Annotated in this window: 21 protein-coding genes; 12 read left to right on the top strand and 9 right to left on the bottom strand. The window is 68.9% G+C overall.

Translation table 11 applies throughout. The features are described from left to right. The first annotated feature begins 84 nt into the window (after positions 1 to 84). From ABN028_RS17245 to ABN028_RS17230, 4 genes are all read left to right on the top strand, one after another. Positions 85 to 1,281: an ROK family transcriptional regulator gene (locus tag ABN028_RS17245; RefSeq protein ID WP_349697269.1), complete on the top strand. Its 1,197-nt coding sequence runs from the start codon at positions 85 to 87 to the stop codon at positions 1,279 to 1,281. Beyond that, positions 1,281 to 2,654, top strand: a complete 1,374-nt coding sequence (locus tag ABN028_RS17240; protein WP_349697268.1) for a sulfatase-like hydrolase/transferase — start codon at positions 1,281 to 1,283, stop codon at positions 2,652 to 2,654. Before ABN028_RS17245 ends, ABN028_RS17240 begins: the two co-directional genes overlap by 1 nt. Positions 2,655 to 2,801: 147 nt before the next feature. Further along, entirely contained in the window at positions 2,802 to 6,482 is a 3,681-nt protein-coding gene (locus tag ABN028_RS17235) for an alpha-glucuronidase family glycosyl hydrolase (RefSeq protein WP_349697267.1), read from the top strand. A 38-nt stretch (positions 6,483 to 6,520) separates the two neighbouring features. After that, positions 6,521 to 8,830 carry a glycoside hydrolase family 43 protein gene (locus tag ABN028_RS17230; RefSeq protein ID WP_349697266.1) on the top strand — a complete coding sequence of 770 codons (2,310 nt, stop codon included), beginning with the start codon at positions 6,521 to 6,523 and terminating at the stop codon, positions 8,828 to 8,830. Between the two features lie 58 nt (positions 8,831 to 8,888). Here the strand turns inward: ABN028_RS17230 and ABN028_RS17225 are convergent, their stop codons facing one another. Genes ABN028_RS17225 through ABN028_RS17215 form a run of 3 tightly spaced genes read right to left on the bottom strand, consistent with a single transcriptional unit; the run spans position 8,889 to position 11,491 of the window. Further along, positions 8,889 to 9,893 (bottom strand): ABC transporter ATP-binding protein, encoded by a 1,005-nt coding sequence (locus tag ABN028_RS17225; RefSeq protein ID WP_349328108.1) that lies wholly within the window; start codon positions 9,891 to 9,893, stop codon positions 8,889 to 8,891. A 1-nt stretch (position 9,894) separates the two neighbouring features. After that, positions 9,895 to 10,698, bottom strand: a complete 804-nt coding sequence (locus tag ABN028_RS17220; protein WP_349697265.1) for an ABC transporter permease — start codon at positions 10,696 to 10,698, stop codon at positions 9,895 to 9,897. Then, on the bottom strand, positions 10,691 to 11,491 hold the full coding sequence (locus ABN028_RS17215) for an ABC transporter permease (protein ID WP_349328110.1): 801 nt from the start codon (positions 11,489 to 11,491) through the stop codon (positions 10,691 to 10,693). Before ABN028_RS17215 ends, ABN028_RS17220 begins: the two co-directional genes overlap by 8 nt. A gap of 503 nt (positions 11,492 to 11,994) precedes the next feature. On the opposite strand from ABN028_RS17215, the gene ABN028_RS17210 reads away from it, so the two are divergent. The 4 genes from ABN028_RS17210 (at position 11,995) to ABN028_RS17195 (ending at position 15,538) form a co-directional block, all read left to right on the top strand. Next, positions 11,995 to 12,372: a DUF3817 domain-containing protein gene (locus ABN028_RS17210; protein ID WP_349328111.1), complete on the top strand. Its 378-nt coding sequence runs from the start codon at positions 11,995 to 11,997 to the stop codon at positions 12,370 to 12,372. Positions 12,373 to 12,409: 37 nt separating this feature from the next. Next, positions 12,410 to 13,282 (top strand): nucleotidyltransferase domain-containing protein, encoded by an 873-nt coding sequence (locus ABN028_RS17205; protein WP_349328112.1) that lies wholly within the window; start codon positions 12,410 to 12,412, stop codon positions 13,280 to 13,282. A 41-nt stretch (positions 13,283 to 13,323) separates the two neighbouring features. Further along, the gene (locus ABN028_RS17200; RefSeq protein ID WP_349697264.1) at positions 13,324 to 14,715 is read left to right on the top strand and encodes a hypothetical protein; all 1,392 of its coding nucleotides are present in this window, start codon (positions 13,324 to 13,326) and stop codon (positions 14,713 to 14,715) included. A gap of 67 nt (positions 14,716 to 14,782) precedes the next feature. Next, positions 14,783 to 15,538: a hypothetical protein gene (locus ABN028_RS17195; RefSeq protein WP_349697263.1), complete on the top strand. Its 756-nt coding sequence runs from the start codon at positions 14,783 to 14,785 to the stop codon at positions 15,536 to 15,538. Positions 15,539 to 15,586: 48 nt separating this feature from the next. On the opposite strand, the gene ABN028_RS17190 is transcribed toward ABN028_RS17195, so the two are convergent. The 3 genes from ABN028_RS17190 to ABN028_RS17180 form a co-directional block, all read right to left on the bottom strand. Further along, entirely contained in the window at positions 15,587 to 16,417 is an 831-nt protein-coding gene (locus tag ABN028_RS17190) for a phytanoyl-CoA dioxygenase family protein (RefSeq protein WP_349697262.1), read from the bottom strand. A gap of 148 nt (positions 16,418 to 16,565) precedes the next feature. After that, positions 16,566 to 17,504: a D-2-hydroxyacid dehydrogenase gene (locus tag ABN028_RS17185; protein ID WP_349697261.1), complete on the bottom strand. Its 939-nt coding sequence runs from the start codon at positions 17,502 to 17,504 to the stop codon at positions 16,566 to 16,568. A 42-nt stretch (positions 17,505 to 17,546) separates the two neighbouring features. Then, positions 17,547 to 18,299, bottom strand: a complete 753-nt coding sequence (locus tag ABN028_RS17180) for a nucleoside/nucleotide kinase family protein (protein WP_349697260.1) — start codon at positions 18,297 to 18,299, stop codon at positions 17,547 to 17,549. 99 nt (positions 18,300 to 18,398) lie between these two features. On the opposite strand from ABN028_RS17180, the gene ABN028_RS17175 reads away from it, so the two are divergent. Next, positions 18,399 to 18,998, top strand: a complete 600-nt coding sequence (locus ABN028_RS17175; protein ID WP_349697259.1) for a GNAT family N-acetyltransferase — start codon at positions 18,399 to 18,401, stop codon at positions 18,996 to 18,998. Here ABN028_RS17175 and murD read toward each other — a convergent pair. Together murD and ABN028_RS17165 are read right to left on the bottom strand one after the other, a co-directional pair. Beyond that, a complete protein-coding gene (murD, locus tag ABN028_RS17170) occupies positions 18,976 to 20,370 on the bottom strand; it encodes a UDP-N-acetylmuramoyl-L-alanine--D-glutamate ligase (protein ID WP_349697258.1) in 1,395 nt (464 codons plus the stop codon). The genes ABN028_RS17175 and murD overlap by 23 nt on opposite strands. Positions 20,371 to 20,410: 40 nt before the next feature. Beyond that, positions 20,411 to 21,241 carry a helix-turn-helix domain-containing protein gene (locus tag ABN028_RS17165; protein WP_349697257.1) on the bottom strand — a complete coding sequence of 277 codons (831 nt, stop codon included), beginning with the start codon at positions 21,239 to 21,241 and terminating at the stop codon, positions 20,411 to 20,413. 149 nt (positions 21,242 to 21,390) lie between these two features. On the opposite strand from ABN028_RS17165, the gene ABN028_RS17160 reads away from it, so the two are divergent. After that, positions 21,391 to 21,741, top strand: a complete 351-nt coding sequence (locus ABN028_RS17160) for a DUF1330 domain-containing protein (RefSeq protein ID WP_349697256.1) — start codon at positions 21,391 to 21,393, stop codon at positions 21,739 to 21,741. Between the two features lie 246 nt (positions 21,742 to 21,987). Continuing rightward, the gene (locus tag ABN028_RS35380; RefSeq protein WP_502879187.1) at positions 21,988 to 22,515 is read left to right on the top strand and encodes a maleylpyruvate isomerase N-terminal domain-containing protein; all 528 of its coding nucleotides are present in this window, start codon (positions 21,988 to 21,990) and stop codon (positions 22,513 to 22,515) included. A gap of 235 nt (positions 22,516 to 22,750) precedes the next feature. Here the strand turns inward: ABN028_RS35380 and ABN028_RS17155 are convergent, their stop codons facing one another. Next, positions 22,751 to 23,962: an MFS transporter gene (locus ABN028_RS17155; protein WP_349697255.1), complete on the bottom strand. Its 1,212-nt coding sequence runs from the start codon at positions 23,960 to 23,962 to the stop codon at positions 22,751 to 22,753. Between the two features lie 37 nt (positions 23,963 to 23,999). On the opposite strand from ABN028_RS17155, the gene ABN028_RS17150 reads away from it, so the two are divergent. Further along, entirely contained in the window at positions 24,000 to 24,668 is a 669-nt protein-coding gene (locus tag ABN028_RS17150; protein ID WP_349697254.1) for a TetR/AcrR family transcriptional regulator, read from the top strand. The last annotated feature ends 162 nt before the right edge of the window (positions 24,669 to 24,830 follow it).

The raw sequence follows: 24,830 nt of genomic DNA, 5'->3' as shown, positions 1-24,830 counted from the left end.
GGACGGCCGGAAGCGGCGCGTGATGTTGACGGTCCGGTGCGTGCACACGAGGCTGAGTCGAACTTCTGAAGGATGGTTTAAGAAGTGGCCGACCTCCATGTCCGCAAGCGGAACCGCGCTCTGGTACTCGGGACCCTGCGTACCGGTGCGCCGCTGTCGAAGGCGGAGATCGGCCGCCGGCTGGGGCTGAGTGTGCCGACCATCACGGAGATCCTCGGTGAGTTCGAGGCCGACGGGGTGGTCACGGCCGTCGGCCAAGGTCCTTCGTCCGGCGGGCGGCGGCCGATGCTGTACGGACTCCGTACGCACGCTCTACGGGCGGTCGGCGTGAGCGTCGACCCGGACCGAATCACGGCGGTCGTCTCAGACCTGTCGGGGGAGATCTCGACCGAGGCGGCACGCGCCATCGACCTCGCCGACGGCGACCGGGCATTCGTCGACGCTCTGGCAAGCGTCGTCGACCACGTGCTCACAGCCGACGCCACTGAACGCCTGGCCGGCATCGGGATCGCCGTGCCCACGATGATGCGCCGCTCACAGAAGGGGCGCTTCACGCCGCTCGGCCATCCGCACTGGAAGGACGTCGACCTCCTCGCGGTCCTCGGCGAGCGGTACGGGCTGCCGATCGTGACGGAGAACCGTGCCCACGCCGTCGGGGTCGGGGAGTATCTCTTCGGCGCCGGCCGGGGAACTCCCGACCTGCTCTGCCTGATGCTCGGGTCCGGCCTCGGCGCTGCCATCCTCGCGGGCGGTGAGCTGTTCACCGGCGGCGACGGGGGTGCCGGGGCACTCGGGCGGTTGCTGCTCGAGGCTCCGGGCCGTGGCGATGCACGGTCCGCGCCCACGGTCGGGGGGCGGGTCGGTGCGGACGGCATCGCGGGTACGGCGGCCGACCGCCTCCGTGCGACCGGCCGGGAAACGCATCGGGGTGTCCCGGTCACAGAACTCGACATCGACCACGTGATCGACGCGGCGGTCGACGGAGACGCCCTCATGACCGAGGTCCTCGCCGACGTGGGACGCATCCTCGGAGCGGTCGTCGCGACCACGCTCTGTGTCACCGACTCGGACCTGGTGCTGCTCTGCGGGCAGACAATGCGGGCGGGACCGCTCATCGTCCAGCCGCTACGCGACGCGTTGGAGAGCTGGTATCCCTTCGCGCTTCCGCGGCTTCGCGTCGGCCAACTGGGCGTTCATGCCGGTCCACTCGGCGCGGCCGCGCTCGTCCTCACCAACCTCGTCCGCGAGGAGCCCCTTCCCGGTCGGGAGGCGAACCGCTGATGGCGAGAAGCCCGAACGTGTTGTTCCTGATGACTGACGAGCACCGGTACGACGTGGCCGGGTACGCCGGCAACCTGGTCGTCCGCACGCCGAATCTCGACCGGCTCGCAGCGGGAGGCATGGTGTTCGACAACGCCTACACGCCGGCGCCCATCTGCGTACCAGGCCGGCAGAGCCTGATGGCGGGGCAGTTGCCACGTACGACGGGCTGCCTGCGGTTCGGCCAGGACCTGCCGCCGGGTCATCCGACGTTCGCGCGGACGTTCGCGCGGCACGGATACGCGGCCGTGTGCGCCGGCAAACTGCACCATCAGGGCACCGACCAGATGCAGGGCTGGACGCATCGGATCGGTGCCGACACGGTGCTGGCGCCGGAGTTCGTGAGGGATCCCGCACCGGAGTTCGCTTCCCGTGCGTACACCCTCAAGGGGTTGAAGTGGTCGGACGCCAAGGAGGTCAGACGGGCGGGGATCGGGCGCAGCCCGTGGACGGCCAAGGACGACCTGGCCCTGAGCGGTGCGCTGGACTTCATCGAGGAGTACTTCTGCGACCCCTACTACGACCGTTCGACTCCGGATCGGCCGCTGCTGTTGAAGGTCAGCCTCAACCAGCCGCACTATCCCTACCTGGCTCCGAAGGATCTCTTCACCTACTACCTCAATCGGGTCGAGCCGTTCCTCGACGAGGCGGTGTCACCGCATCCGTTCCTGTCGACCCGCCAGGTGTGTCCCGGCGTCGACGCGACAGACGTCGAGATCCGGCGGGCGACGGCGGCGTACTACGCGATGGTGGAGAAGGCCGACGCGATGTTCGGCCAGGTGCTCCGAGCACTCGACCACGTGGGCCAGTCCCTCGACGACTGGATCGTCGTCTACACGACCGACCACGGGGAGATGCTCGGCCAGCACGGCGTGTGGGAGAAGCAGAAGTTCTACGAGGCGAGCGCCAGGGTTCCGTTGGTGGTCCGTTGGCCGGCGGCGTTCGGGCCCGGCCGGGTCGATGTGAACGTCAACCTGTGCGATGTGTTCGCCACCTTGTGCGCGCTGGCCGGGCTTGAACCGCCGCAAGGGCTCGACAGCCGAAGCCTTGTGCCACTCCTGCACGGCGACACGACCGGATGGCGCGACGAGTCCGTCTCCCACTTCGGACAGACGAACCTGATGATCAAGCGTGGTGACCTGAAGTACCAGTACTACGGGGAGAGCATGCCCGAGGTGTTGTTCGACCTCGATCGTGATCCGACGGAGACGAAGGACTTCGTGGCCGACCCGGCGTACGCGTCGGCGATGGAAACCTTCCGGGCACGACGGTCGGCGCTCGGCTACGGCCCTGACGCCGATCCCCACTACCGCAACGCGGGCTACGAGGAGTAGGCATGGCGACGCCCGGCACTCGCCGATCGCCCGCCGGCGAAGCCGCTGGTCGTCGACCCGGCCGACGGCGCGAGCTCCATCGAGCAGGGTAGGTCCGCGCCCCACCCCGACCACGACATTGGCGACGACAGTCACGGAGTTCGAACCATGCCGGACCTTTCCCGTCGAACGATTCTCAAATCTGGCGCCACGGCAGCGGCGGCCGGCTACCTCTGCGTCGGCAACGCCGGTACGGCGGTGGCAGCACCAGCGTTAGCGCCAGCCGTAGGTGCGCCTGGCCGCCCACCCGACGAGGACGGCCACGAGCTGTGGCTGCGCTATCGCCGGGTCGCCCATGCCGGGCGCCTGGACGAGTACCGCCGCGCCATCGAGGGGATCGCGCCGGAGGGTTCGGGGGAGCTGCTGGCCTCCGCCGTCGCAGAGCTGCGGCGCGGCTTCGGCGGGCTGCTCGACCGGGACGTTCCGCTGGTCGATCCGGACGGCGGCGCTGTCGTCCTCGGTACGTACGACGAGTCGCCGGCGGTCCGCGCCCACGTCAGCCGGAACGAGATGGACGCGCTCGGCGACGAGGGTTACGTCATCCGGACGACCGGGCGTTCCGGGATCGTGATCGGTGCCTCGCACCAGCGTGGTGTGCTCTACGGTGCGTTCCACCTGCTCCGGCTGCTGCAGACATACCAGCGGCTCGACACACTCGATGTGCGGGAGCGGCCGGCCAATCCGCTTCGGATACTGAACCACTGGGACGACCTGGACCGCAACGTCGAACGCGGCTACGCCGGCCTGTCGATCTTCCGTTGGGACGCGCTGCCCGAGCTCGACCCGCGCTACAGCGACTACGCACGGATCCTCGCCTCCGTCGGCCTCAACGCGACGGTCGTCAACAGCGTCAACGCGAACGCACAGTTCCTCGCCTCCGAACGCCTGCCCGGTCTCGCCGCGCTGGCAGGCGTGCTACGGGCCTGGGGTGTGCGGATGTTCGTCTCCGCCAACTACGCAAGCCCGATCGTGCTGACCGCCGGGGGCGCGGATCCGATCACGACCGCCGACCCGTTCGACGCGCGGGTCCAGCAGTGGTGGCAGGACAAGATCGCCGAGATCTACGACCTGATCCCCGACTTCGGCGGCTTCCTGGTGAAGGCCAACTCCGAGGGTCAGCCCGGTCCGCTGGACTACGGGCGTACCCACGCCGAAGGCGCCAACATGCTGGCCGACCGGCTCCGCCCGTACGACGGTCTGCTCGTGTGGCGGAGCTTCGTCCACGAAGGCTTCTCCGACTGGGCGGAGTACCAGTACGAGACCTTCGCCCCGCTCGACGGCGACTTCGCCGACAACGCGGTCGTGCAGACGAAGAACGGCCCGATCGACTTCCAGGTCCGCGAACCGGTCCACCCGTTGTTCGGGGCGATGCCGCGGACCAACCAGGCGATCGAGCTGCAGATCACCCAGGAGTACACCGGCCACGAGGTCCATCTCTGCTACCTGGTGCCGCAGTGGAAGGAGGTCCTCGACTTCGACACGCTCGCCCAGGGGGAGGGCACCACCGTCAAGGCCATCGTCGGCGGAGCCGCCTACGGGCAGTCGAACGTCGGTCTCATCGGGGTGGTCAACTTCGGCGACGACCGCGACTGGACCGGGTACCAGTTGGGCGCGGCGAACACCCATGGCTTCGCCCGGCTGGCGTGGAACCCCGACCTGTCCGCCGAGAAGATCGTGACCGAGTGGATCCGGATGACGTTCACCCCTGCTGCGCCCTTCGTCGAGAAGCTGCGCCGGGTCATGCTCGACTCCTGGCGTACGTACGAGGCCTACACGTCCCCGCTGGGCATGGGATATCTGACGTTCCCCACCGGGTCACACTTCGACCCGGATCCCCGGTCGACGCTGAACCAGTCCCACCACACGACAACCGAGGGCACGGGCTTCGACCGGAGCGTGGCGACGGGTTCCGGATTCGCCGGGTTGTACGCGGCGCACTGGTCCGAGCGCTACGAGTCACTGGAGACGGTCCCGGACGACCTGCTGCTCTTCCTGCACTGGGTGCCCTACACCCACCGACTCCACTCGGGTACGACGGTCATCCAGCACATCTACGACAGTCACTTCGCCGGCTACCAACGGGTCCTGCAGATGCGCGAGACCTGGCGCGGGCTCGCGGGACAGGTCGACGCCCGTCGCCATGCCGACATCCTGGCGACCTTCGACGACCACGTGTTCCATGCGCGACGGTGGCGGGACGCGATCGTCGCGTACTTCTTCGGCTACTCCCGGACGCTGGACGAGCGGCGAGGCTGGCTGGCGTACGAAGCCACTGGCGGCGCCCCACTCCTGCTCGGTGGCTGGCCGAACCGGCTCGCGTTGAGCGTGACCAACGGAACCGTCGCGACGCACGCCGTCACCGCGCGGGTGGACGTCCCGAGCGGCGGATGGACATCTGGCACCGTCTCGGCGGAGCTCGCGGCCGCCGCAACGGTGGAGATGAGGGCCCCGGTGCAGCCGCCGCTGGTGGCCGACCAGGTCCCGCTCGGGCTCACGGTGACGCCCGACGTCGAGCTGCTCGGCAACGCCGGTCAGCCGGCGGTCGTGGTGCCGGCCGGCCGCCGGTGCCACGTGGCCCTCGACGCGGGCTCCGGGTCGAGCCCGCTCGTCCCCGGCTACCAACGTCTGACACCACAGACGTCATGGGACCCCACGCGGGCGTACGGATGGGTCGGCAGGAGCCCGCAGGAGCGTGACCGGGGCGGGGCATGGGACGCCGCACGCCGGGACTTCTGCGGTGACACGGCTCCAGCGACACTGCGGCTGGCGATCCCGGCAGGCGTCCACGAGGTGTCGATCCTGGTCGGTGACGGAGGTCCCGACGTGTGGCCGACGTTCGTCGACGTCGACGGCGTACGCATCGCCGAGGGTGGCCGGATCCGCGGTGGCACCTTCGAATGGCTGCATGCCGACCTCGACGGTGGAGGGTCCGGGCGGGAGGTGGACCTCGCGTTCTCCAGCGTCCCCGGACGGTTCTGGCGGCTGTGCGCGCTGGTCATCATCGACCACGACTCGGTGGTGCCACCCGCGGTCGTGACCGATGTACGTGCGGACGGCGTGTGGTTCGGCGGCCGACCGAACGAGGTGACGGTGACGGTGGCGGGTACGACGCCGGACGCGCCGGCGGACGTCACCATCACCGTCGACGTTCCCGACGGCTGGTCGGTGGAGCCCGCGCCAGGCCAGGTGCCTCCCGGCGACGAACGGACCTTCGTCGCGGTCGTCACCCCGCCGTCGCCACCCGCACTCGCGACCGTCGCAGTCCGGATCGAGGGCGACGCCGAGGCGGAGAAGTGGCCCCTCGACGTCGTGAGCGTGCCTGCCGCCGACGAAGCCGTGCTCGCCCTCGACGCCGGGAGTCCGACGAGTCCCGTGCTCGACGGCTACACCCGGCTGTCACCTGCGGAGACCTGGGACGCCGGTCGGGGATTCGGCTGGGTCGGGGAGCCACCCGACTTCCGCGACCGCGCCCGGATGGACGTCCTTCGCCGCGACATCGTCCTGGGCCGGGACCAGGACTACGTGCTGCGGGTCGCGGTACCCGCCGGCCCGCACCGGGTCCACATCCTCACCGGAGACGCCTTCGCACCGTCCGGGACGACGACGGTCTACGAGGGCGACACCGAACTCGGGAGTTCCGGACCGGAGATCATCCCGCAGGCCGAGTTCCGGTGGTTCTCGTTCGTGCTGGACGGCGGGACGCCGGGACGTCTCGCCGATCTGCGCCTCGTCGGGTCGCTACGGGACGGCTACTGGCGGGTGGCAGCACTGGTCATGCAGGGGGAGTAGCACCAACCCATCACCACGTCGGCAAGGGAGATCGGCTCATGCACACTCGGCTTCGACGACTGCTGCTCGCGGTGTTCGCGGTGTTCGCACTCGTTGCTACGGGCACCACGCCACTGGTCGCCGCCCAGGCCGTTGACGCCCAGGCCGTTGACGCCCCGGGCGTGGACGCTCAGGGCGCGAACACACAGGGGAGGTTCACCAACCCACTGATGTCGAACTTCGCCGACGCGTTCTCCGATCCGGGAGTGATTCGCGGCAAGGACGGCTACTGGTACGCCTTCGCCACGGCGACCGTGATGACGCACGAGAACCAGGACGCGGGCGGTCCGCCGTACTACATGCCGATCGGCAGGACCGCCGATCTGGTGAACTGGGAGTACGTCGGGACGGTGTTCAGCGAGGAGAACCACCCGACGTGGAAGCCCTTCCCGGGAACGGGGTACTGGGCGCCGGACGTCCGCTACGTCGACGGTAGGTACTACCTGTACTACTCGCTCGCCGGCGGGGGGAACGCCGCCATCGGCCTCGCCACGGCGCCGACCCCGGCCGGGCCGTGGACCGACTCGGGTGGACCCGTCGTCGACTTCGTACCCGACGGCGAGATCATGGAGATCGACCCGGCGCTGTTCGTCGACACCGACGGGACGAAGTACCTCTACTACGGTTCGTTCCGGCGTGGCGGCATGCATGTGGTGCGGCTCTCCGCTGACGGCACGCGGGCCGTGGGGGAGTCGACCCAGGTGGTCGCCGGCGACCGTGGGGAGGCGCCCTGGGTCGTCAAGCGGGACGGCTACTACTACCTCTTCTACTCCGCGTACGGATGCTGCGCGGTCGACACCGGTGGCTACCCGGTCTTCGCCGGGCGTTCGATGTCGCCGACCGGTCCGTTCGTGGACGCCGAAGGTGTTTCGCTGACGGCCACCGCACCGGGCGGGACGATCGTCAACTCACCCAACGGCAACAGCCTGGTCGGTACCGGGCACAACGCGGTCGCCGTGGACAGGTCAGGACAGGACTGGTACTTCTCCAACGCCAACAGCCGGTTCGACGCATGGGGTGGACGCCCGACGGTGATGGACCGGCTCGACTGGATCGCTGGCTGGCCGACCGTCCGGGCCGGCGCATGGACGTCGGACATACCGCTGCCGGCGCCCGCGGGGACATGGGACGTGGGCGGTACCTTCGCCGACGGGTCGCTACGGGGGTGGCGGCAGAGCCCCGAAGAGGCGTGGCGCCTCGACGAGGACGCCGACTCCGGCGCCTTCGCTTCCGCCCGATCGCGCGGCCCGCAACCGGTGCTGCTGCGCAGCAAGGAGGCAGGTGCCGCCGACTACCGCGCCGAGGCGGATCTTCGGGTGAGAGGCGACGGTGCGGTCGGCCTGGTGGTCGGCTACCAGAACGCGGGCACCCACGCCACCGCCTGGCTCGACCCGGATCGGCGGGCGCTGGTCGTCGACGTCGTGGTGGACGGTGAGACCGTGCAGGCGGCGACCAGGCCTCTCCACGACGGCTTCGCCTTCGACGCGTGGCACGCGGTCACGGCGGAGGTGCGCGGTACGCGGGCGACGTTCGAGGTGAGTGCGGCGATGGAGGGCAGTCCGCTGGCGAGACTGCACCTGGACCTGCCCGACGAGCTCGCCGGGCAGGCACCGGTCGGCGTGGTGTCCCGCGGTGGCGGTGGGCAGGCCGACAACGTGGGGACCACCACGCTCTACGAACCGGTGACCGAGAAGGTGCCCGACCCCGAGGTCGGCACGCCCCTCCCGGAGTACGGCGACGAGTTCGACGGCACCACCCTCGGCCAGGGCTGGACGTGGGAGGGGGCGCCCAGCGGCGATCTGGCCGATGGTGCGTATGTCTGGGACACCCAGGACGCCGACTTCAGCCAGGACGACCACGCGTCGGTCCTCCTGCGGGAGGCACCGGAGGGCACGTACACCGTGGAGACGAAGCTCACCCTGCCACTCGGCACGGGTCCGCGGGGGTACGAACGGGCTGGGCTCGTCGCGTGGATCGACCGGGTCGACTCCGTGCACGTGGCTCCCACGTCGACGGGCGCGACCCGACAGGCGTTCCTGTGGGTGGGCCCGGACGCCAGTCCGTGGCCGGACGCGGTGCAGCTCGGCCCGTCAGCGGACACGCTCTGGCTCCGGCTGCGGCACACGACCCACCCTGGTACGGGTGAGCACCTGTTCCAGGCGGCGACCAGTCGCGACGGAACGCACTGGAACTGGGGCGCCATCTGGCCTCTCCCGGGCGACGCGGCGCCACCGCGGATCGGGCTCGTCTCGATGGGTGGCGAAGGAGCGACGGCCAGGTTCGACCACGTCCGCGTCTACGGTCCCTGAGACGAGATCGTCCGCGGTGGCGTCGCGGTCCGGCCGGCTGTGTTCCCCGCGGCTGACCCTATGACCGGTCGGCCGCGACGCCCTCGGCGTACATCTTGGCGATCACCGTTTCGATCGCCGGCTCCTGGATGGACAGGTCGGCCAGTGGGTACCGCTCGGCGATCGCGGACACGAGCGGTGCCGCGCTGGCGGCGGTGGGGAACGCGAGCCACTGCCGTGGTCCGTCCCTCCGGACGACCCGCGCGCCCGGGACCTCGATCGCGGGCAGGGGCTCGGCCAGGTCGACGACGAGGGTGCGTTCGCTGTCACCGAGCTGGTGCAGACCGTCGAGGTCGCCGTCGTACATGAGGGTGCCGTGGTCGATCACCATGACCCGGGTGCACAGCTGCTCGATGTCGGTGAGGTCGTGGGTGGTGAGCAGGACCGTGGTGCCCTGTTCGGCGTTCAGGTCGCGGAGGAACTCCCGGACTTTCGCCTTGCTCACGATGTCGAGTCCGATGGTTGGCTCGTCGAGGTAGAGCACCTCGGGGTCGTGGAGCAGGGCGGCCGCGATGTCGCCGCGCATGCGCTGGCCGAGGGAGAGCTGGCGGACCGGTACGTCGAGGAGTGGGCCCAGCTCGAGCAGGTCGACGAACCGGTCGAGGTTCTCGGCGTACCTCCCGTCCGGGATCTTGTAGATCCTGCGCAGCAGCCCGAAGCTGTCGCGCAGCGGGAGATCCCACCAGAGCGTGGTGCGCTGGCCGAAGACGACGCCGATCCGGCGGGCGAGGGAGAGGCGCTCCTTCGACGGCTCGATCCCGGCCACGCGCAGCGTGCCCGCGCTCGGCACGAGGATGCCGGTGAGCATCTTGATCGTCGTCGACTTCCCTGCGCCGTTGGGGCCGATGTAGCCGACCATCTCACCCCGGTCGACGGTGAAGGACAGGTCGGCGACGGCGTGCACCTCCGCCTTCGTACGACGGATCCGACCGACCCGCCGGCGTACGACGAAGGTCTTTCCCACCCCGGACAACTCGATCAGCGCGCCAGGCCCGGCGGGCTGTGAAGGTACGGACGGCGACATGTCAGCTCCCTGTACTGCGATAGCTACGGATTCCCGCGCGCCAGGCGAGCGCGGCGACGAGGGCAATGGCGAGGGCTGCGACGGGCGAGCCGAACTGGAACGCCTTCGGCAGCCCGAGCGGGTCGGCGTGGCCGAGGATGTGCAGGGCCGGCATCCAGTTGACGAACGCCAGCGGGATCACGAACGTCGCCGCCCTGACCAGCTCCTTGGCGAAGATCGTCGGCGGATACTGCGTGAGGAACGTCCCGCCGTAGGTGAACGCGTTGGTGACCTCCGCCGCATCGCTCGCCGCGAACTGGAACGAGGCGCCGAGCACGAAGATCGCCCCGAAGATCACACTGCCGCTGACGAGCATCACCGGCATCAACAGCACCCGGTCCCAGGTCCAGTCGAGGTCGAGTGCGAACAGCGACCAGACGAGCACCACGGTCGCCTGCGTGATCCGGCCGAGTCGGCGCAGTGCGAACTCGTCGCCCGCCACCTGGATGAACGCCGGCACCGGTCGCACCAGCATCACGTCCAGCGATCCCATCCGGATCCGGCGTCCGAGCCGCTCGGTGCTGCCGATGAGCAGGTCGGCCACACCGAGCGCGAAGCTCGATGTCCCGTAGAGGAACGCCACCTCCGGCAGGGTGAAACCACCCAGTTCGCGGGTGTGGGCGAACATGATGAAGATGGCCACGAAGTCGAGCGCGGTGACCACGAATTGCCCGGCCGTCAGCATGAGAAACGATGCCCGGTAGACCATCGTCGACCGGATCCACATCGTGACGATCCAGCCGTACGCACGCAGCGCGTCAGCCACCCTGGACCACGACCTTTCGCGTGGCGAGCGAGGTCAGGAAGTAGCCGGCCACCCACAGCACCAGGGCCCACGCCGCCTGGAAACCGAACACCGGCAGGAGGTCGAGGCCTTGGTAGGTGCCAAGGAAGACGTCCGCGGGGATCTGTAGCGCCGAGGACCAGGGCAGGATACGGGCGAGGTCGCCGAACCAGCCGGGAAAGATGTTCAGCGGGAGGAGCATGCCGGAGAAGAACATCGCCAGCACTCCGGCGACCTGGTGCACCCCGCGGGAGTCGAGGAGCCAGAAGCCGGTGAGGGCGAAGAGGTAGTTGATCGAGAAGCACACGATCGCGCCGAGGAGGACGGCCAGGAGGAAGGCGAGCCAGGTCAGTGGATCGCGGGGGAGGGTGAGGGTGAAGACGAGCGCGCCGATGAAGGTGGGCGGGACGCCACGGGCGAGCAGGTGGAACGCCGCCCTGCCGAGATCGCCGGCGAGCCACCAGGCCTGGAAGCTGACCGGCCGGGTGAGGTCGACGGCGATGTCGCCGGTACGGATGCGCTCGGCGAGCTCGTCGCGGAACCCGCCGCCCCAGAGGCCACCGATCATGCCGAGCGACTGGCCGAGCCAGACGTAGGTGACCGCGTCACTCACGTCGTAGCCGCCGAGCCCGGGCCGGGCCTCCCACAGGGCGATGTAGGTGAACGCCATGATGAATCCGAAAACGGTGTTGGTGAAGACACCGGCGACAGTGGCCGCGCGGTAGGTCGCGAAGCGACGGAAGGTACGCAGCGCGATGGCCGCATAGACCCTCATCGGGGTTCGGGCTCCCTTCGTGGAAAGGCATCCGGGCATCAGTGGTCGGGCATCAGTGGTCGGGCATCGGTCGTCGGGCATCGGTCGTCGGGCATCGGTCGTCGGGCATCGGTCGTCGGGCATCGGTCGTCGGGCATCAGTCGTCGGCATCAGTGGTCGGGCTTTGGGCACCGGGCATTCGGGTTCGGGCAGGGGGAATCGCCCGGCCATGTGGTCATTGGCCGGGTGCGAGTCGGGTGCTTGGCGCCGAAGGGTGCAGGCGAGCCGAGCACGCCGAATGTCCCCCGAGCCAACGCGGACCGGGGGTTCGTCAGGTGGAGAATTCTGGGCTGTGGCCCTGCTGTCGCTCGTCAGGGCATTTGTCAGGACCGGTCAGCTTATCGGCTGTCCGGCCGCGATGGGAAGGCCCCTGTCCGCGGGTCTTCCCCTCGATGGACTTCGGCCAGGTGGTGCGTGATAGGCAGGTGGGGTTCGATCGCTGCCCACCTACGAGGACCGTCGACATGCCGCGACTGCTGACCGCCTACCGCGTGATGGCCTACGTCACCGGGATTGTTCTGATCGCTCTGCTGTTCGTCGCCGTCCCGCTTAACCACCTCGCGGACAATCCGGGACCGAGCGCGGTGATCGGGCCGCTGCACGGCTTCCTCTATGCGGTGTACGTGGTGGTCGTCCTGCTGCTCGGCTACGCGCGGCGGTGGTCTCTCTGGCGGACCCTCGTGGTGCTGGTCGCGGGGACCGTGCCGTTCGCCGCGTTCTTCGCCGAGCACCGGATCGTGATGGACGCACGTACGCAGGATGGCGGTGCTGGTGCACCCGACGCTGCCGACGAGACGGGACACGCCGGCGGACACGACACGGTCCCGGCAGCACATGACTGAGCGGCCCATGACTGAGCGGCCCATGACTGAGCGGCCCATGACTGAGCAGCCGACGATGGGACAGGCGGACGTCCTCGTACTCGCCCGGGAGCACGCCCGCGCACTCGTCGACGTCGACGGCGTCGTCGGCGTCATGGTGGGTGGGAGCCATGCGCGCGGGACCGCCGACGGGAGCTCCGACCTCGACCTCGGCGTCTACTACCGCGAACCGCTGGACCTCGACACCCTCCGCGCCCTCGCGAGCGAGACGGTCGGTCGGCCCACGGAGGTCGCCGGGCCCGGTGGTTGGGGTCCGTGGGTCAACGGTGGTGCCTGGCTCGACCTGCCGAGCGGCCGGGTGGACTGGATTCTGCGCGACCTCGACCGGGTGCACCGCGAGTGGGAGCGCGCGCAGCGAGGGGAGTTCGGGCTGCATCACCAGCCGGGGCACCCGTTCGGATTCGTCTCGACGACGTACGTGGGCGAGGTGGCGTTCGGCATCGTCGTCGCCGATCCCAGTGGCGAGCTGGAACGACTGAAAGCCGCCGCGGGACACTATCCGAGTCCGCTCCGCGTGGCATTCGCGAACTGGCTGTGGGAGGCCGGGTTCAGCCTCGACATCGCGCACAAACCGGCCGGCCGCGGCGACGCGGCGTACGTCGGAATGTGCCTTGCCCACGCGGTCGGCATCATGGCGCACGCTCTCCATGCCCACGACGGTCGGTGGGTCGTGAACGAGAAGGGCCTCGTCGACGGCGCCGGTCGGCTGCCCTCGGCACCGACCGACTTCGCGGAACGGGCGCACGGCCTGTGCGCCGGTGGCACGGACCCGGCGGATCTCCTTGCCCGGCTGGACTCCGCGGCCGTGCTGCTCGCGGACGTGCGGGCCGTTGCCGGCCAGCGGGCGGAAACGGGTCATGATCGCGACTAGCTTCCAGGCGGTGGTCCCGACCGTCGTCCCTGGAGGTCACCGTGGAGACTCCCGCATCCGATCCGCTCCTCAGCCACGCGCAGCTCTCCCGTCGGGGTGTGATCACGCTGGCCGGCGCCGGTGTCGCGCTCGGCGCGCTTGGTGACGACGCCGTGGCAGTGCCGGCTGACGCGGTTCCGGCTGATGCCGCGCAGGCGGCTCCCTCGTCTCTCGGCGCGTCCGAGGCGGCGGTTGTGCCTCGCCTGTTGAACGGTGCCCGGTACCCGATCGGCATGTGGTGGCCGCCGCATCCCTTCGCGACGAACGACGAGCGGTACGCCGAGATGGCCGAGGCGGGCTTCACGTTCGCAATCGGCGGCAACTACCTCAACGACCAGTGGATCACCCGCTGGGCCCTGGCCGCCGCCGAACGCGCCGGACTCGACTTCGTACCCGTCGATCCCGACCTCGGCACGCTGACGCACTCGTTCGACGCGGGGGTTCCGGACGACCGGCCCTTCGTGCTGAGTGACGAGGAGGTCGTGGAGGGTGTACGCCAGGCGCTGGGGCGGTATCCCGGTCAGGCGTTCGCCGGGATCAACCTCTACGACGAACCGTCACCACCGAAGTTCGCGACGCTGGCGAAGTACGTCGCCGCGGTCCAGGCGCTCGCCCCGGAGGCCCTTCCGTACATCAATCTCTTCCCGTCCAACGACATCGCCTACGTGCGCGGGTTCGTCGAGACTGTACGACCGCCGTTCGTGTCGTTCGACCGCTACCCGCTGCTGCTCGGCGGCGACGACCAGGGCTGGTGGGACAACCTGCAGATCGTGCGGACGGTCGGGCTCGAGGCCGGCATCCCGTACTGGGTGTTCATCCAGAGCATCAAGTACGCCAACCACCGGATGCCGACGGCGGCCGAGCTGTCGTGGCAGATCGGGATCGCGCTCGCCTACGGCTACAAGGGGATCCAGTACTTCACCTACTGGACGCCTGATCCGGCGCGGGGTGAGGCGTTCGAGCCGGCTCTCATCACGGTCGACGGGAAGCGCACGGACCTCTGGCATGCCGCGAAGAAGATCAACCCGATGCTGCAGGCGGCCGGTACGCGGATCCTGCCGCTGACGAGCCACGCCGTCAGCGTGACGGGTGTGGACGCACCGCCCGCCGGCCTTCCGGTGTTCGAGGCCGACGAATGGATCGTCGACGCGACCGGGGCCCCGGTCGTGATCGGCGCCTTCGCGGCAGCCGGTGACGCGTCGAGCCGGACGTTGATCATCGCCAACTACAGCCACGCGGGCGAGGCTCGGGCGACGCTGACGTTCGGGCAGGATGTGACCCGTGTCGAGTTCGAGGAGTCACCCGGCCAGCGGCCGCCCAGGGTCGTCGGCAACCCCGCCGACATCCGGCTCCCCGCGGGCGGCTTCACCGTCGTCACACTCACCAGGGGCTGAGGAGGAAGGTCCGGCGCAGGGCGAGCCTGCGCAGGACCGGCTGGAGCGCGCCTTCCGCCAGCTGCTCGTGGCGGATCACCGGGTCCGGGCTGCGCTGACCTACGGCTCGCGCCCGGCCGGGCTCGGCGACGCCTTCTCGGATGTGGAGTTCTGGGTCTTCCTCGACGATGCCGAGCTCGGCTCATGGTCGGTCATGGACTGGATCGGCCAGGTTGCGGAACCGGATCTCGTTGTACGCAACGAGTCCGGTGGCTGGGTCGCCGTGGTCGACCGGCACATCCGGGTGGAGCTGCACGTGTGGCCGGCGTCCGAGACCGAGGTCGTACGCAGCTGGCCGGGCAGGGGAGCGCCGGTCGAGGCGATGCTCGTCGTCGACCGGGACGGTCGGCTCGCGCCAGCACTGGCGGAGCTTCCCGTGCATGCTCCCGCGCCCTCCACGTCCCTCGAGGTCGCGGAGCTGTGCGGCAGATTCGCGAACTGGTGGCTCCTCGGCCGCAACGTCCTCGCGCGAGGAGAGTACGAACGCGCTGTCGACGCCCTCGCCCACATACGCCGGCACCTGCTGTGGATGGCGCGCCTGGCCGAAGGTGCGACCGATCGGTGGCTCACGCCGTCGAGGTTGGCGGAGCGGGACCTGTCGCGCGAGACGCTGGACGCCCTCCAAGGGATCGGCACAGGAACCGGGCGTGGCGACGACCTGGCTGACGCCTTCGTCGCGGCGTGGGAACTCGGCATCCGGCTGTGGAGTTCGCTGGCACAGAAGTGGGAGTTCCACCTTCCTCCGCTCGCGGAAGGCCGGTCCGCCCCGGACATCCCCACGTAGGTCGACGCCCGCGGGCGCCCCGGAGTGGGACGGCTGAACGGCGTCAGGTCACCAGGCGTCGACGCCGAGTAGCTTGCGGCCAAGTGGTCCGGCGGCGGCGAGTTGGCGCTCGTTGAAGCGCCCAGGTGCGGGAGCCTTGCCCGCGCCGTGCGGGTGGTCCTCCCGGGCGTACCGCATGAACTGCGCCACCCGCGCCACCGGCTGGCGGTTGTGCGACGCGCCGTGCGGCATCAGGTGGTGCAGCAGGGCGAAGTCGCCCGCCTCGCCAGTGACCTCCACGCTCTCCAGGTGGGTGATCCGCTTCCAGTCGTCGTGCAGGTGCCGGCCCTGTGGATGCGCGCGCGACTCCTCCTCGACGATCTTGTGGCCGCCGGGCACGATGTGGATGCCGCCGCCGTCGGGAAGAACGTCGGTGAAGTAGTAGCAGCCGCCGACCTGGACCTCCTCCAGCGTGAAGAGGAAGTTGTCGACGTCCTTCGGTACGGAGGCGTCGATGTGCAGCGTCTGGCTGCGTGGAGTGTCGCGGTGCATGTCATTGCGCATGGTGACGCCGAGCGAGCCGTCGAAGACCCGGAGCCGGTGGGACTCCAGAAGTTGCGCGGCCACGTGGTACAGGCGTTCGTTGGCCCAGAGCGGCAGGAGTTCGGGTGTGTCGTAGGTGTGGTCGCCGGGCGTCGCCATCGGCTTGATCCGCCCGTCGGCGGTGTGCCAGTGCTCGGGGATGTTCAGGTCGCGGGGGATCATGTCGAGGATGAGGTCGCGGTAGTACGCGGCCTCCTCCCTCGAGATGGCACCGCGGACCACCACGTAGCCCTGCTCCCAGAACTGTTCGATCTCGGTGTAGGTCAGGACCTTTGGTGTGTCGACCACGGCGGTCACGATGCACTCCTCGGCTGTTCCAGTGGGGCGGCGTCGGACCGCCGCACCTCAACGGTACGAAGGCGACCGGCATGGTGGCAGCGGGTTTGCCAGCATCGGCCAGCGCCACGGGCGCCACCAACGACGACCCCTCGCCCAACCGGCCGCGTCAGTAGCCGGCGGCCTTGTCGACGACGTGGGTCAGCGACTCGCCGTCGACGAAGCGGCGGAGGTTCGCGATGAAGATGTCCACCGCGCGCTGTCGCGTCTGTGGTGTGGTTGCTCCGTTGTGGGGCGTGATGATCGTGTGGGGCGCGGTCCAGAACGGGCTGTCGGCCGGCAGCGGCTCCTGCCCGTGTGCGTCGATGCCGGCGCCGGCGATCCAGCCGTTCTGCAGGGCGGCGAGAAGAGCGTCGTCGTCGGCGATACCGCCGCGGGAGAAGTTGACGTAGTAGGCGGTCGGCTTCATCGCCTGGAACTCCGCCTCGCCGAGCATTCCCCGCGTCTCCGGTGTGATCGGCGCGGTCAGGACGAGGAAGTCCACCCGGGGAAGGATCTTGTGCAGCTGGTCCGGCCCGTAGACCTCATCGACGTTCGGGGTGGGCTGCGGGTTGCGGCGGATACCCAACACCTGCATGTGGAACGCCTTCGCCTTCAGCGCGAGGTCGACACCGGAGTAGCCGAGGCCGAGGATGCCGACCGTGAGACCGTTGAGCTCACCGTGGGTGTGCCGTTCCCAGCGTTGTTCGTTCTGCGCGCGTACCCACCGCATCGCGTCGCGGTTGAGCATCAGCATGAGCATGATCGCGTGCTCGGCCAGGGGTACGGCGCCGTTGCCCTTCGAGCAGGTGACCGTCACCGGGCTCGCGACCATCTCGGGAAAGACCTGGTTGTTGGGTCCCGCGGCCCAGCTGTGCACCCACGCCAGGTGTGATGCCTTGGCGAGGTTGGTCGCGTCGACGTGGCCGGCCACCACATGCGCTGACCCGATCTTGTCCGCCAGTTCGTCGCCGGCGTACCGCTCGACGGTGGCCTCGGGGACGGCTGCGCAGATCTGGCCGAACTGGTCGTCGGTGACGCTGGTGACAAGCACGAGGGGGTCGCGCATGGATCACTCCACTCCACAGTCATGTCTGGGAAGACCTGCAGGTCAGGGAAAGACAGTCTGGCGGGAAAGCGCTTTACGCGCCCAGGATCTCACTGTTGGGCCCATCCGTGCGAACGGATGGCTGGCCGATTCCCGTCCTGTCGCGCGACGCGGAGACCGGATGAGCCGCGCGGCTGACCCGTCAATCCAGCCTGACGTGACCCAGGCGGCGACCTGATCCACCACGGTGGCCGGCTCACAGGCGTAGGAACTGAACGACGGCTCGATGTGGTCACGCAACCATGCGGCGAACCCCAGTTGCCGGGCGACGAAGTCCTCGTCGGTTCCCCGCCACGGCGGTCGCGCACGCAGGCGTTCGACGAGTACGTCGTCCGGGCAGTCGAGCAGGCAGGAGTGGATCGGTCCGACGAGCTGGCGGGTCGGCAGCGTCTCGAGCTGGTCAGGGGTGATCGTGCCGCACAGCACGGTCGAGCGGCCGTTCTGGGCGATCCCGTGCGCGATCTGCAGCCACGTGGCTCGCCAGGCATCCCAGCCGAGGGCGGCGATGTGCAGGGTGAGGTCGACGTCGAAGACCTCACAGCCGACGAGTTTTCGCGCCAGCGCCGGCACAATCGTCGTTTTTCCCGCACCGCTGGCGCCGATGACCACAAAGAGCGGACGGAGCGGCACCAGGCGTACCCATCCACAGCGGGGACATCGCAGTTGGGAGCCGTCGCCGCGTGGACGCAAGCCCGTTCCGGGCCCGCACTGCAGGCAGAACTCCACCTCGACTGGTTTCTCCGGCGTCGTCTGCATCGGTCGGGCACGCTACCCGCGACGCCCGTGAGGGCCAACAGGTTTCGGCTCCGAGCACTCAGCACCGGGCTGTCCGACCTACCGCATAGCATCGGCCGGGTGCTGACACCTGACTGTCCGATCGAGACCGACCGGCTCCTGCTACGGCCGTTCACCCCGGATGACCACGACGCCCTGTTCGACATCCAGCGTCGTGCCGACGTGGCCCGCTACCTGTACTGGGAGCCGCGCCGTGCGGAGGAGATGCCCGACGTCCTGGCAAAGCGGATCAGCCGGAGCTGCATCAGGTCCGAGGGCGACGGCCTCGCGCTTGCCGTCGTACGCCGTGACACCGGCGCACTGGTGGGCGACCTCCTGGTGTTCTGGGTGAGCCGCGAACACCGGCTGGGCGAGATCGGGTACGTCTTCCACCCCGACCATGGCGGGCAGGGATTCGCCACCGAGGCGGCGGAGGTCGCCCTACGGCTCGGCTTCGAGGGACTCGGCCTGCACCGGATGATCGGGCGCCTCGACGCCCGCAACGTCCGCTCCGCCCGGCTCCTCGAACGGCTCGGGATGCGACGCGAGGCGCACTTCGTGGAGAACGAGTACGTCAAGGGCGAATGGACCGACGAGGTTGTCTACGCGATGGTGGAGACGGAGTGGCGGGCCACCAGGGCACGTGACGACACTCGCGTCAGCCGCGCACCAACTCCTTGAACCGCCGGCCACGTTCGACGAAGTTGCCGAACATCCCGTAGCTCGCACAGGCCGGCGACAAGAGCACCGTGTCTCCTGGCCGGGCCACGCTGCGCGCTGCCGCCACGGCGTCGTCGAAGCTCGCCGCGCGGTGCAGCTCGAACCCGTCCGGCTCCCCCGGGGACTCCCGCATACGAACGGATTCGGCGACAGTTTCCCGCGGACGAAGGGACTCCGCGATCGCGTCGGCGGTCTGGCCGAACACGACGGCGGCGCGGCAGCGCTCCCGTACCCGACGTCCGAGGTCTGCGAAGGGCAGCTTCTTGTCGTAGCCGCCGAGCAGGATCACGAGCGGTCCGGTGAGCGTGTCGAGAGCAGCGAGAGTGCGTTCGGGGGTGGTGGCGATCGAGTCGTCGTAGTAGGTCACACCGTCGCGTTCGACGACGTACTCCATCCGGTGCTCGACACCGGCGGACGACCCGAACACCTGCTCCGCGGCGTCGCCCCAGCCGTCGAACGCCCCCGCCGTCGCGGCGACGGCGGCGGCCATGTTGTGCAGGTGGAACCGGCCGGCCAACCGTCTCGCCGACACGTCCAACACCCGCCCACCGTGGTGGATCGACTCACCCTGGATCCACGTGCCGCTCGTGGCGTCGCCGCTCTCGCCGAACCACCGGGTCGTGCCGCCGGCGAAGTTTCGTACGACCGGATCATCGGCGTTGAGCACCCGGAGGTCACCGTCGCGTTGGTGGGCCACGATGGCGCGCTTGGCGGCGACGTAGCGGTCCATCGAGCCGTGCCGGTCCAGATGGTTGGGCGTGACGTTGAGCACGACCGCGACCTGCGGGCTGCGCCGGATCGCGTCGAGGTTCTCCAGCTGGAAGCTCGACAGTTCGAGGACGACGACGTCCTCTGGCGCGATCTCGTCCACGACCGGAAGCAGCGAGACTCCGATGTTGCCGCCGAGCCAGGTGCGCCGCGGCCCTTGCTCGAGGATCCTGGCGATGAGCGTGGTCGTGGTCGTCTTGCCGTTGGAGCCGGTGATGCCGTAGACCGTCCGGGCGCGACACAGCTTGACGAAGAGGTTCAACTCGGTATCGACGGCGTGCGCGAGCGACAGCCAGGGAGAGTCAAGCGGTACGCCTGGGCTCGCGACCACGAGATCTGCCTGGCGAAAGTCCTTCTCCCGGTGCTCGCCCAGATGGAACTCGACCGGCCAGCCGGCCAGCTCGGCAACGGATGCGTGCAGATCCTCAGCGGACTTGAGATCGGTGACGGTCACCCTGGCGCCCGACCGGCAGAGGTACTTCGTCACCCCGACACCCGCGTCGAACAGGCCGAGACCCATCACCGTCACGCGGGCGCCTTCCAGGCGCGGAACATCGACCAGCATCCGCCCATCCTCTCGCAGTCGGATGGCCGACCGGGCGGACTCAGCCGGTTGGCGTCAGACGGTGAAGGATCTGCCGGGTCTGCTGGTCGGCGGGGAAGAACGACTCGACGGCCAACTCCGCGACGGTGACATCGTTCGGGCTCCCGAAGCTGGTGACCGTGCTGTGCAGGTGAAGCTCCCCAGCCGGGTGCGCGAGCTTCAGGGTCAGCAGAAGCTCTCGGGAGGAGGCTTCGTATGGCCGGTCCAGGGCTGCGGCGACGCCGGGATATCTGCGGATCTCGGCGAGGAGGTCGGCCAGCTTCGGGTCGCCCGTGAGCCGTGCGAGACGGGTGAGGCGGTGACCGAGGTGGGCGGTCCAGTCGTCCCGGTTGCGGATCCGCGGCGCCAGGCCGTCGGGGCGCAGGCTGAGCCGGTACACGTTGATCGGCTGCGCGAGAAGCGCCGCATCGACATCGACCAGGAGCGGTGCGATCGCATTGTTGGTGCGTACGACATCACCGCAGCGGTCCAGGACGAGTGCCGGATAGGGCTCGTGGCCGGCGAGCAGGCGTTCGAGCGCATCGCTGATCGCGCGGGACTGTGCGCTGTCCAGGCCGGTCTCGGTGTAGGCGGGGGCGTAGCCCGCTGCGAGCAGGAGAGCGTTCCGTTCGCGCAGCGGTACGTCGAGTTGGTCGGCCAGAGCGAGCAGCAGCCTCCGGCTGGGCTGGGACCGGCCGGTCTCCACGAAGCTCAGATGTCGGGCGGAAACGCCGGTGTCCAGGGCGAGGTCGAGCTGGCTCCGGCCGCGTAGGCGCCGCCACTCCCGCAGCAGATCACCGACCTGCGGGTTGTCGGCGGGGGCCAGCGGGGTCACGGTCGGTGGGCTCCTCACCGCACCGACCATAGGCCGTCGCCCATTCGCCCGGCGACTACCTGGGAGGTAATCGACACGACGACCCGAGTCGCCGAAGCTCGTCTCGCAAGGTCACGCCCGCTCGGCGCTGAGCATCGTTCACAAGTATTCGACGGAAGGAAGAAACCATGACGGCCTACGCGGTCGCCCACCTCCGCAAGGCACCGGTGCATGTGGAGGTGTTGACCTATCTCGAACGAATCCAGGGGACTCTGGATCCGTTCGGTGGGCGGTTCATCGTGCACGGAGGGCCGGTGGACGTTCGGGAGGGCCGTTGGGCCGGTGATGTGATCATCATCGAGTTCCCCGACATGACGGTCGTGCGCAGCTGGTACGAATCCTCCGCCTATGAGGAGATCAAGCCGCTGCGGACCCGCCACCTCGACGGTGACGTCATCTTCGTCGAAGGTGTCGGACGGGACCACGATTCAGCCGGGATGGCGGCGAGCCTGCGCCAGACCCTCGACGCGCAGAGCTGACCGGCAAGGACGCCATGTCGTCGGTGTGCGCAGAGGACACGATCTCGCCGCCGCCGTCGGGCGTTGGACCGTCGGTGGTGACCTCATCGGAGTGGTAGCAGGCTCGCCAAGGCTCGTGCTCAGGACCGTCACCTGAACGACAACATGACCTCAACGGTCGGGTAGAAACTGCCGGATCGGCTCCGACTTCCTCTCAGAACTCGTACCACGTTGGCACAGACGACCACGTGACAGACAAGGAGCACCGTGCAGGAATTACCCCTCGGCTATGAGCGTCTCTGCGCCGAGATCGTTGCGCAGACCGGCCTAGTGCGGTCCGACATCAAAGGCGCCGACATGACCGTCCAGGCGCCCAGCTGCGCAGACTGGAATGTCGGCCAGTTAGTTCGGCATCTTGGTGGCGCCCATCGCTCGGCCGAGGCACAGGCGCTCATCCACCGCGCCGACGCCGCCCTTTGCGCTCGGTATGACCTACACGGTCGACCCCGACCTGGCGATCGACGCTATCGACGAGTGGATGCGCCTCACCGCGATGCCGGTGATTTTCGAGATCGACCCCGGCAGGCGCAAGCTGCTCGGGCCCGGCCGCAACCTGCACTTCCATGCCACCGACACCACACCAGAGAAGTCCGCGGAGTGGACGATCGATCTCACCGGCGACGTCATCACATGGCATCGTGGTCGTGCGAAGGCGGCTGTGGTCTCGGTGCGGGGACCTGTGGCCGATCCTCCTTGTCTGCTACCGACGCCTACCTGTTCGTCGCAACGGAATAGCGATCGTCGGCGACAGCCAGCTGCTCGACCTGTGGCTGGAGGCGGTCCCGTTTGGTTGACTCGACTTGGGGTTTTCGTAGCCTCCGCACCCTAAACGTCCGCGCCGGAGCACTGAGCTGTCGCCGATTCCGGGCAGCACCTGGGCGGTGAGGGCCGTGCTGGTGGTCGTGGACGCTGGTTGATAAGGGGTGGCGACTGGTCGCTGACTTCCTCGCCGAAACGGAGTGCGGATCTGTCATTGGAGCGGTGGTGACCTGCGCAGACCTGGGGTCAGGGCGAGTGCGGCCGCCGCGGTTGCGCCGACTGTGGCGATTGCTACCGCGCCGACGCTCAGTGGTGCCACTGTGAGGAGGGCGCCGGCCAGCAGTGGGCCGACGGCAATTCCGGCAGTTCCGATCCCGCCAACGAGGCCGAACACGTGGCCTTGGTCGGCGGGCGGGATGCGCTCGTACTCGATGGTGGTGAAGGTGGCCGAGAAGAGTCCGGAGCCGAAGCCGGCCGTGAGCATCGCGCCGACCACGGCGGGCACCGGTGCCTGGGACGCGATGAGGATGAACGGTGGCACGAGTGCGAGCAGGACAGCGGTCGCCATCAGCAACCGTCGGTCGAGGCGGGGCCCCAGGATGCCTGCGAGTGAGGAACCGGCGATCGCGCCGATCCCGCTCGCGGTGAGGATGGCCGCGAGCTGGGGCGCGCTGTGGAGAACTGTCTGCCCATAGACGGGGGCGAGGACGCTATTCCAACCGGACATGGCGACAGCGAGCGCGAGCATGATCGTGATCAGCCGCACGAGAACGCGGTCTGCCCGCAACACCTGGGCTGCTGATAGCAGTGACGGTCGGTGGTCCTGGCGGGGTTGGCGTTCGGCTGGCAGGAACAGCTGGATGGCCAGACCGGAGACGAGGAAGGTCGCGGCATCGACGACGAGAGCCCACGGAGCGCCCACCAGGGCGATGGTGGCGCCGGCGAGGGGTACCCCGATCACCTTCGCGAGCTCGAGGGAGGCGAGATACGGTCCGCTGACAGTCTCGGTCGTCGTCTCTGCCAGGCGTGCCGTCTGCGCGAGCATGACCATGCTGGCGGCGACGGCGGGGGTGCGAAGGAGGCCGTTGACCGCGACCAGGACCAGGAGGAGGGGGTAGGCGATCCCGGTGGTCACGTGCAACACGGGAACGGCGAGGACTGCGAGGCCTGCGACAACGTCGGAGATGACGCGGGTACCGCGCGGGCCGAGATGCCGGATGACCGACCCGGCGAACAGTGACGCTGCCGCGACCGCGAGAAACTCGCACGTGGCCGCGATGCCGGTGAGCGCCGTGTCACCGGTGGTCTGGAAGACAAACCATGGGAGGGCGACCAGACTCATCGCTCCGCCGACGGTGGAGACAAGATTGGCGCCCATAAGGGCGGCCAGGGGAGCACGTCGGCGAGGTCGCGTTACCGTCACGTAGGAAGTTTACGGCGTAAACGTGTACGGTGTAAACGTGCGGGAGTCGCGCGAAGCCGAGCCGTGGAATGCGCCGTCAGGCGGAGTGCCAGTGAGCCGCCGCGACGAGATCGTCGACGCTGCGATCGCCATCTCCGAAGAGGTCGGCGTTGACAACCTGTCGATGCGGCTGATCGGCAAGCGGATGGGTACCTCGGCCATGGCGATCTACCGGCACGTCCCTAGCCGGGAGGCACTCCTCGACGCCATGGTGGGCCGCGTCCTCGCCTCCGTCGCACTGCCTGGACCGGAGAAACCGTGGCCAGAACGCCTCCGGGTGATCGGACACGGGTTGCTCGATGCCGCCCAAGCCAACCCGACCGTCTTCCCGATGGTGCTCACCCGCACCTACCAGGCCGATGAGGCGATTGCTGTGATGCGGTCGATGTATGAGGTGCTGGCCGAGGCTGAGGTACCGCCGGATGCCGTGCCGCGCGTCGAACGCATGGTCAGCACGGCCTTGATCGGTTACGCCGTAGCCGCCTCGACTGATGCCTTCTGGGCCGTGGACCCCACACTCGCGTCCCGTGAATTGAGAGTTCCTGACGTCCGGTCGGCCGGGGGAGCCCCCGAACGCTGGCACGACGAGCTGGACCAAAACGTGGACGACCTCGTCATGCTGGTGCAGTCCCTTGCAAGAAAGGATCGGCGTAGCGAAGATCCTTGACTCGATCTGTCCGTACGAGGATCGCCACCGAACACCTACAGCCGCTCAAGGCAGCCAGTGAGACCTTCTACGACGGCGAGCACGTCAACCGAGCGATTGCGAGTGGCAGACGAACTGCCCGCCGTGGAATCGTGCCGAGCTTGTCGTCCACACCGCTGGCAG

Source organism: Actinopolymorpha sp. B17G11 (assembly GCF_040196095.1).
Classification (GTDB): Bacteria; Actinomycetota; Actinomycetes; order Propionibacteriales; family Actinopolymorphaceae; genus Thermasporomyces.
The sequence above is the reverse complement of the archived record's forward strand: the minus strand, read 5'-3'. Positions and strand labels throughout refer to the sequence as shown.

Coding starts and splice junctions, on each gene's coding strand:
- ABN028_RS17240 (WP_349697268.1), top strand. CDS start 1,281: ATGGCGAGAAGCCCGAACGTGTTGTTCCTGATGACTGACGAGCACCGG.
- ABN028_RS17235 (WP_349697267.1), top strand. CDS start 2,802: ATGCCGGACCTTTCCCGTCGAACGATTCTCAAATCTGGCGCCACGGCA.
- ABN028_RS17230 (WP_349697266.1), top strand. CDS start 6,521: ATGCACACTCGGCTTCGACGACTGCTGCTCGCGGTGTTCGCGGTGTTC.
- ABN028_RS17225 (WP_349328108.1), bottom strand. CDS start 9,893: ATGTCGCCGTCCGTACCTTCACAGCCCGCCGGGCCTGGCGCGCTGATC.
- ABN028_RS17215 (WP_349328110.1), bottom strand. CDS start 11,491: ATGAGGGTCTATGCGGCCATCGCGCTGCGTACCTTCCGTCGCTTCGCG.
- ABN028_RS17210 (WP_349328111.1), top strand. CDS start 11,995: ATGCCGCGACTGCTGACCGCCTACCGCGTGATGGCCTACGTCACCGGG.
- ABN028_RS17205 (WP_349328112.1), top strand. CDS start 12,410: ATGACTGAGCAGCCGACGATGGGACAGGCGGACGTCCTCGTACTCGCC.
- ABN028_RS17185 (WP_349697261.1), bottom strand. CDS start 17,504: ATGCGCGACCCCCTCGTGCTTGTCACCAGCGTCACCGACGACCAGTTC.
- ABN028_RS17180 (WP_349697260.1), bottom strand. CDS start 18,299: ATGCAGACGACGCCGGAGAAACCAGTCGAGGTGGAGTTCTGCCTGCAG.
- murD (WP_349697258.1), bottom strand. CDS start 20,370: ATGCTGGTCGATGTTCCGCGCCTGGAAGGCGCCCGCGTGACGGTGATG.
- ABN028_RS17160 (WP_349697256.1), top strand. CDS start 21,391: ATGACGGCCTACGCGGTCGCCCACCTCCGCAAGGCACCGGTGCATGTG.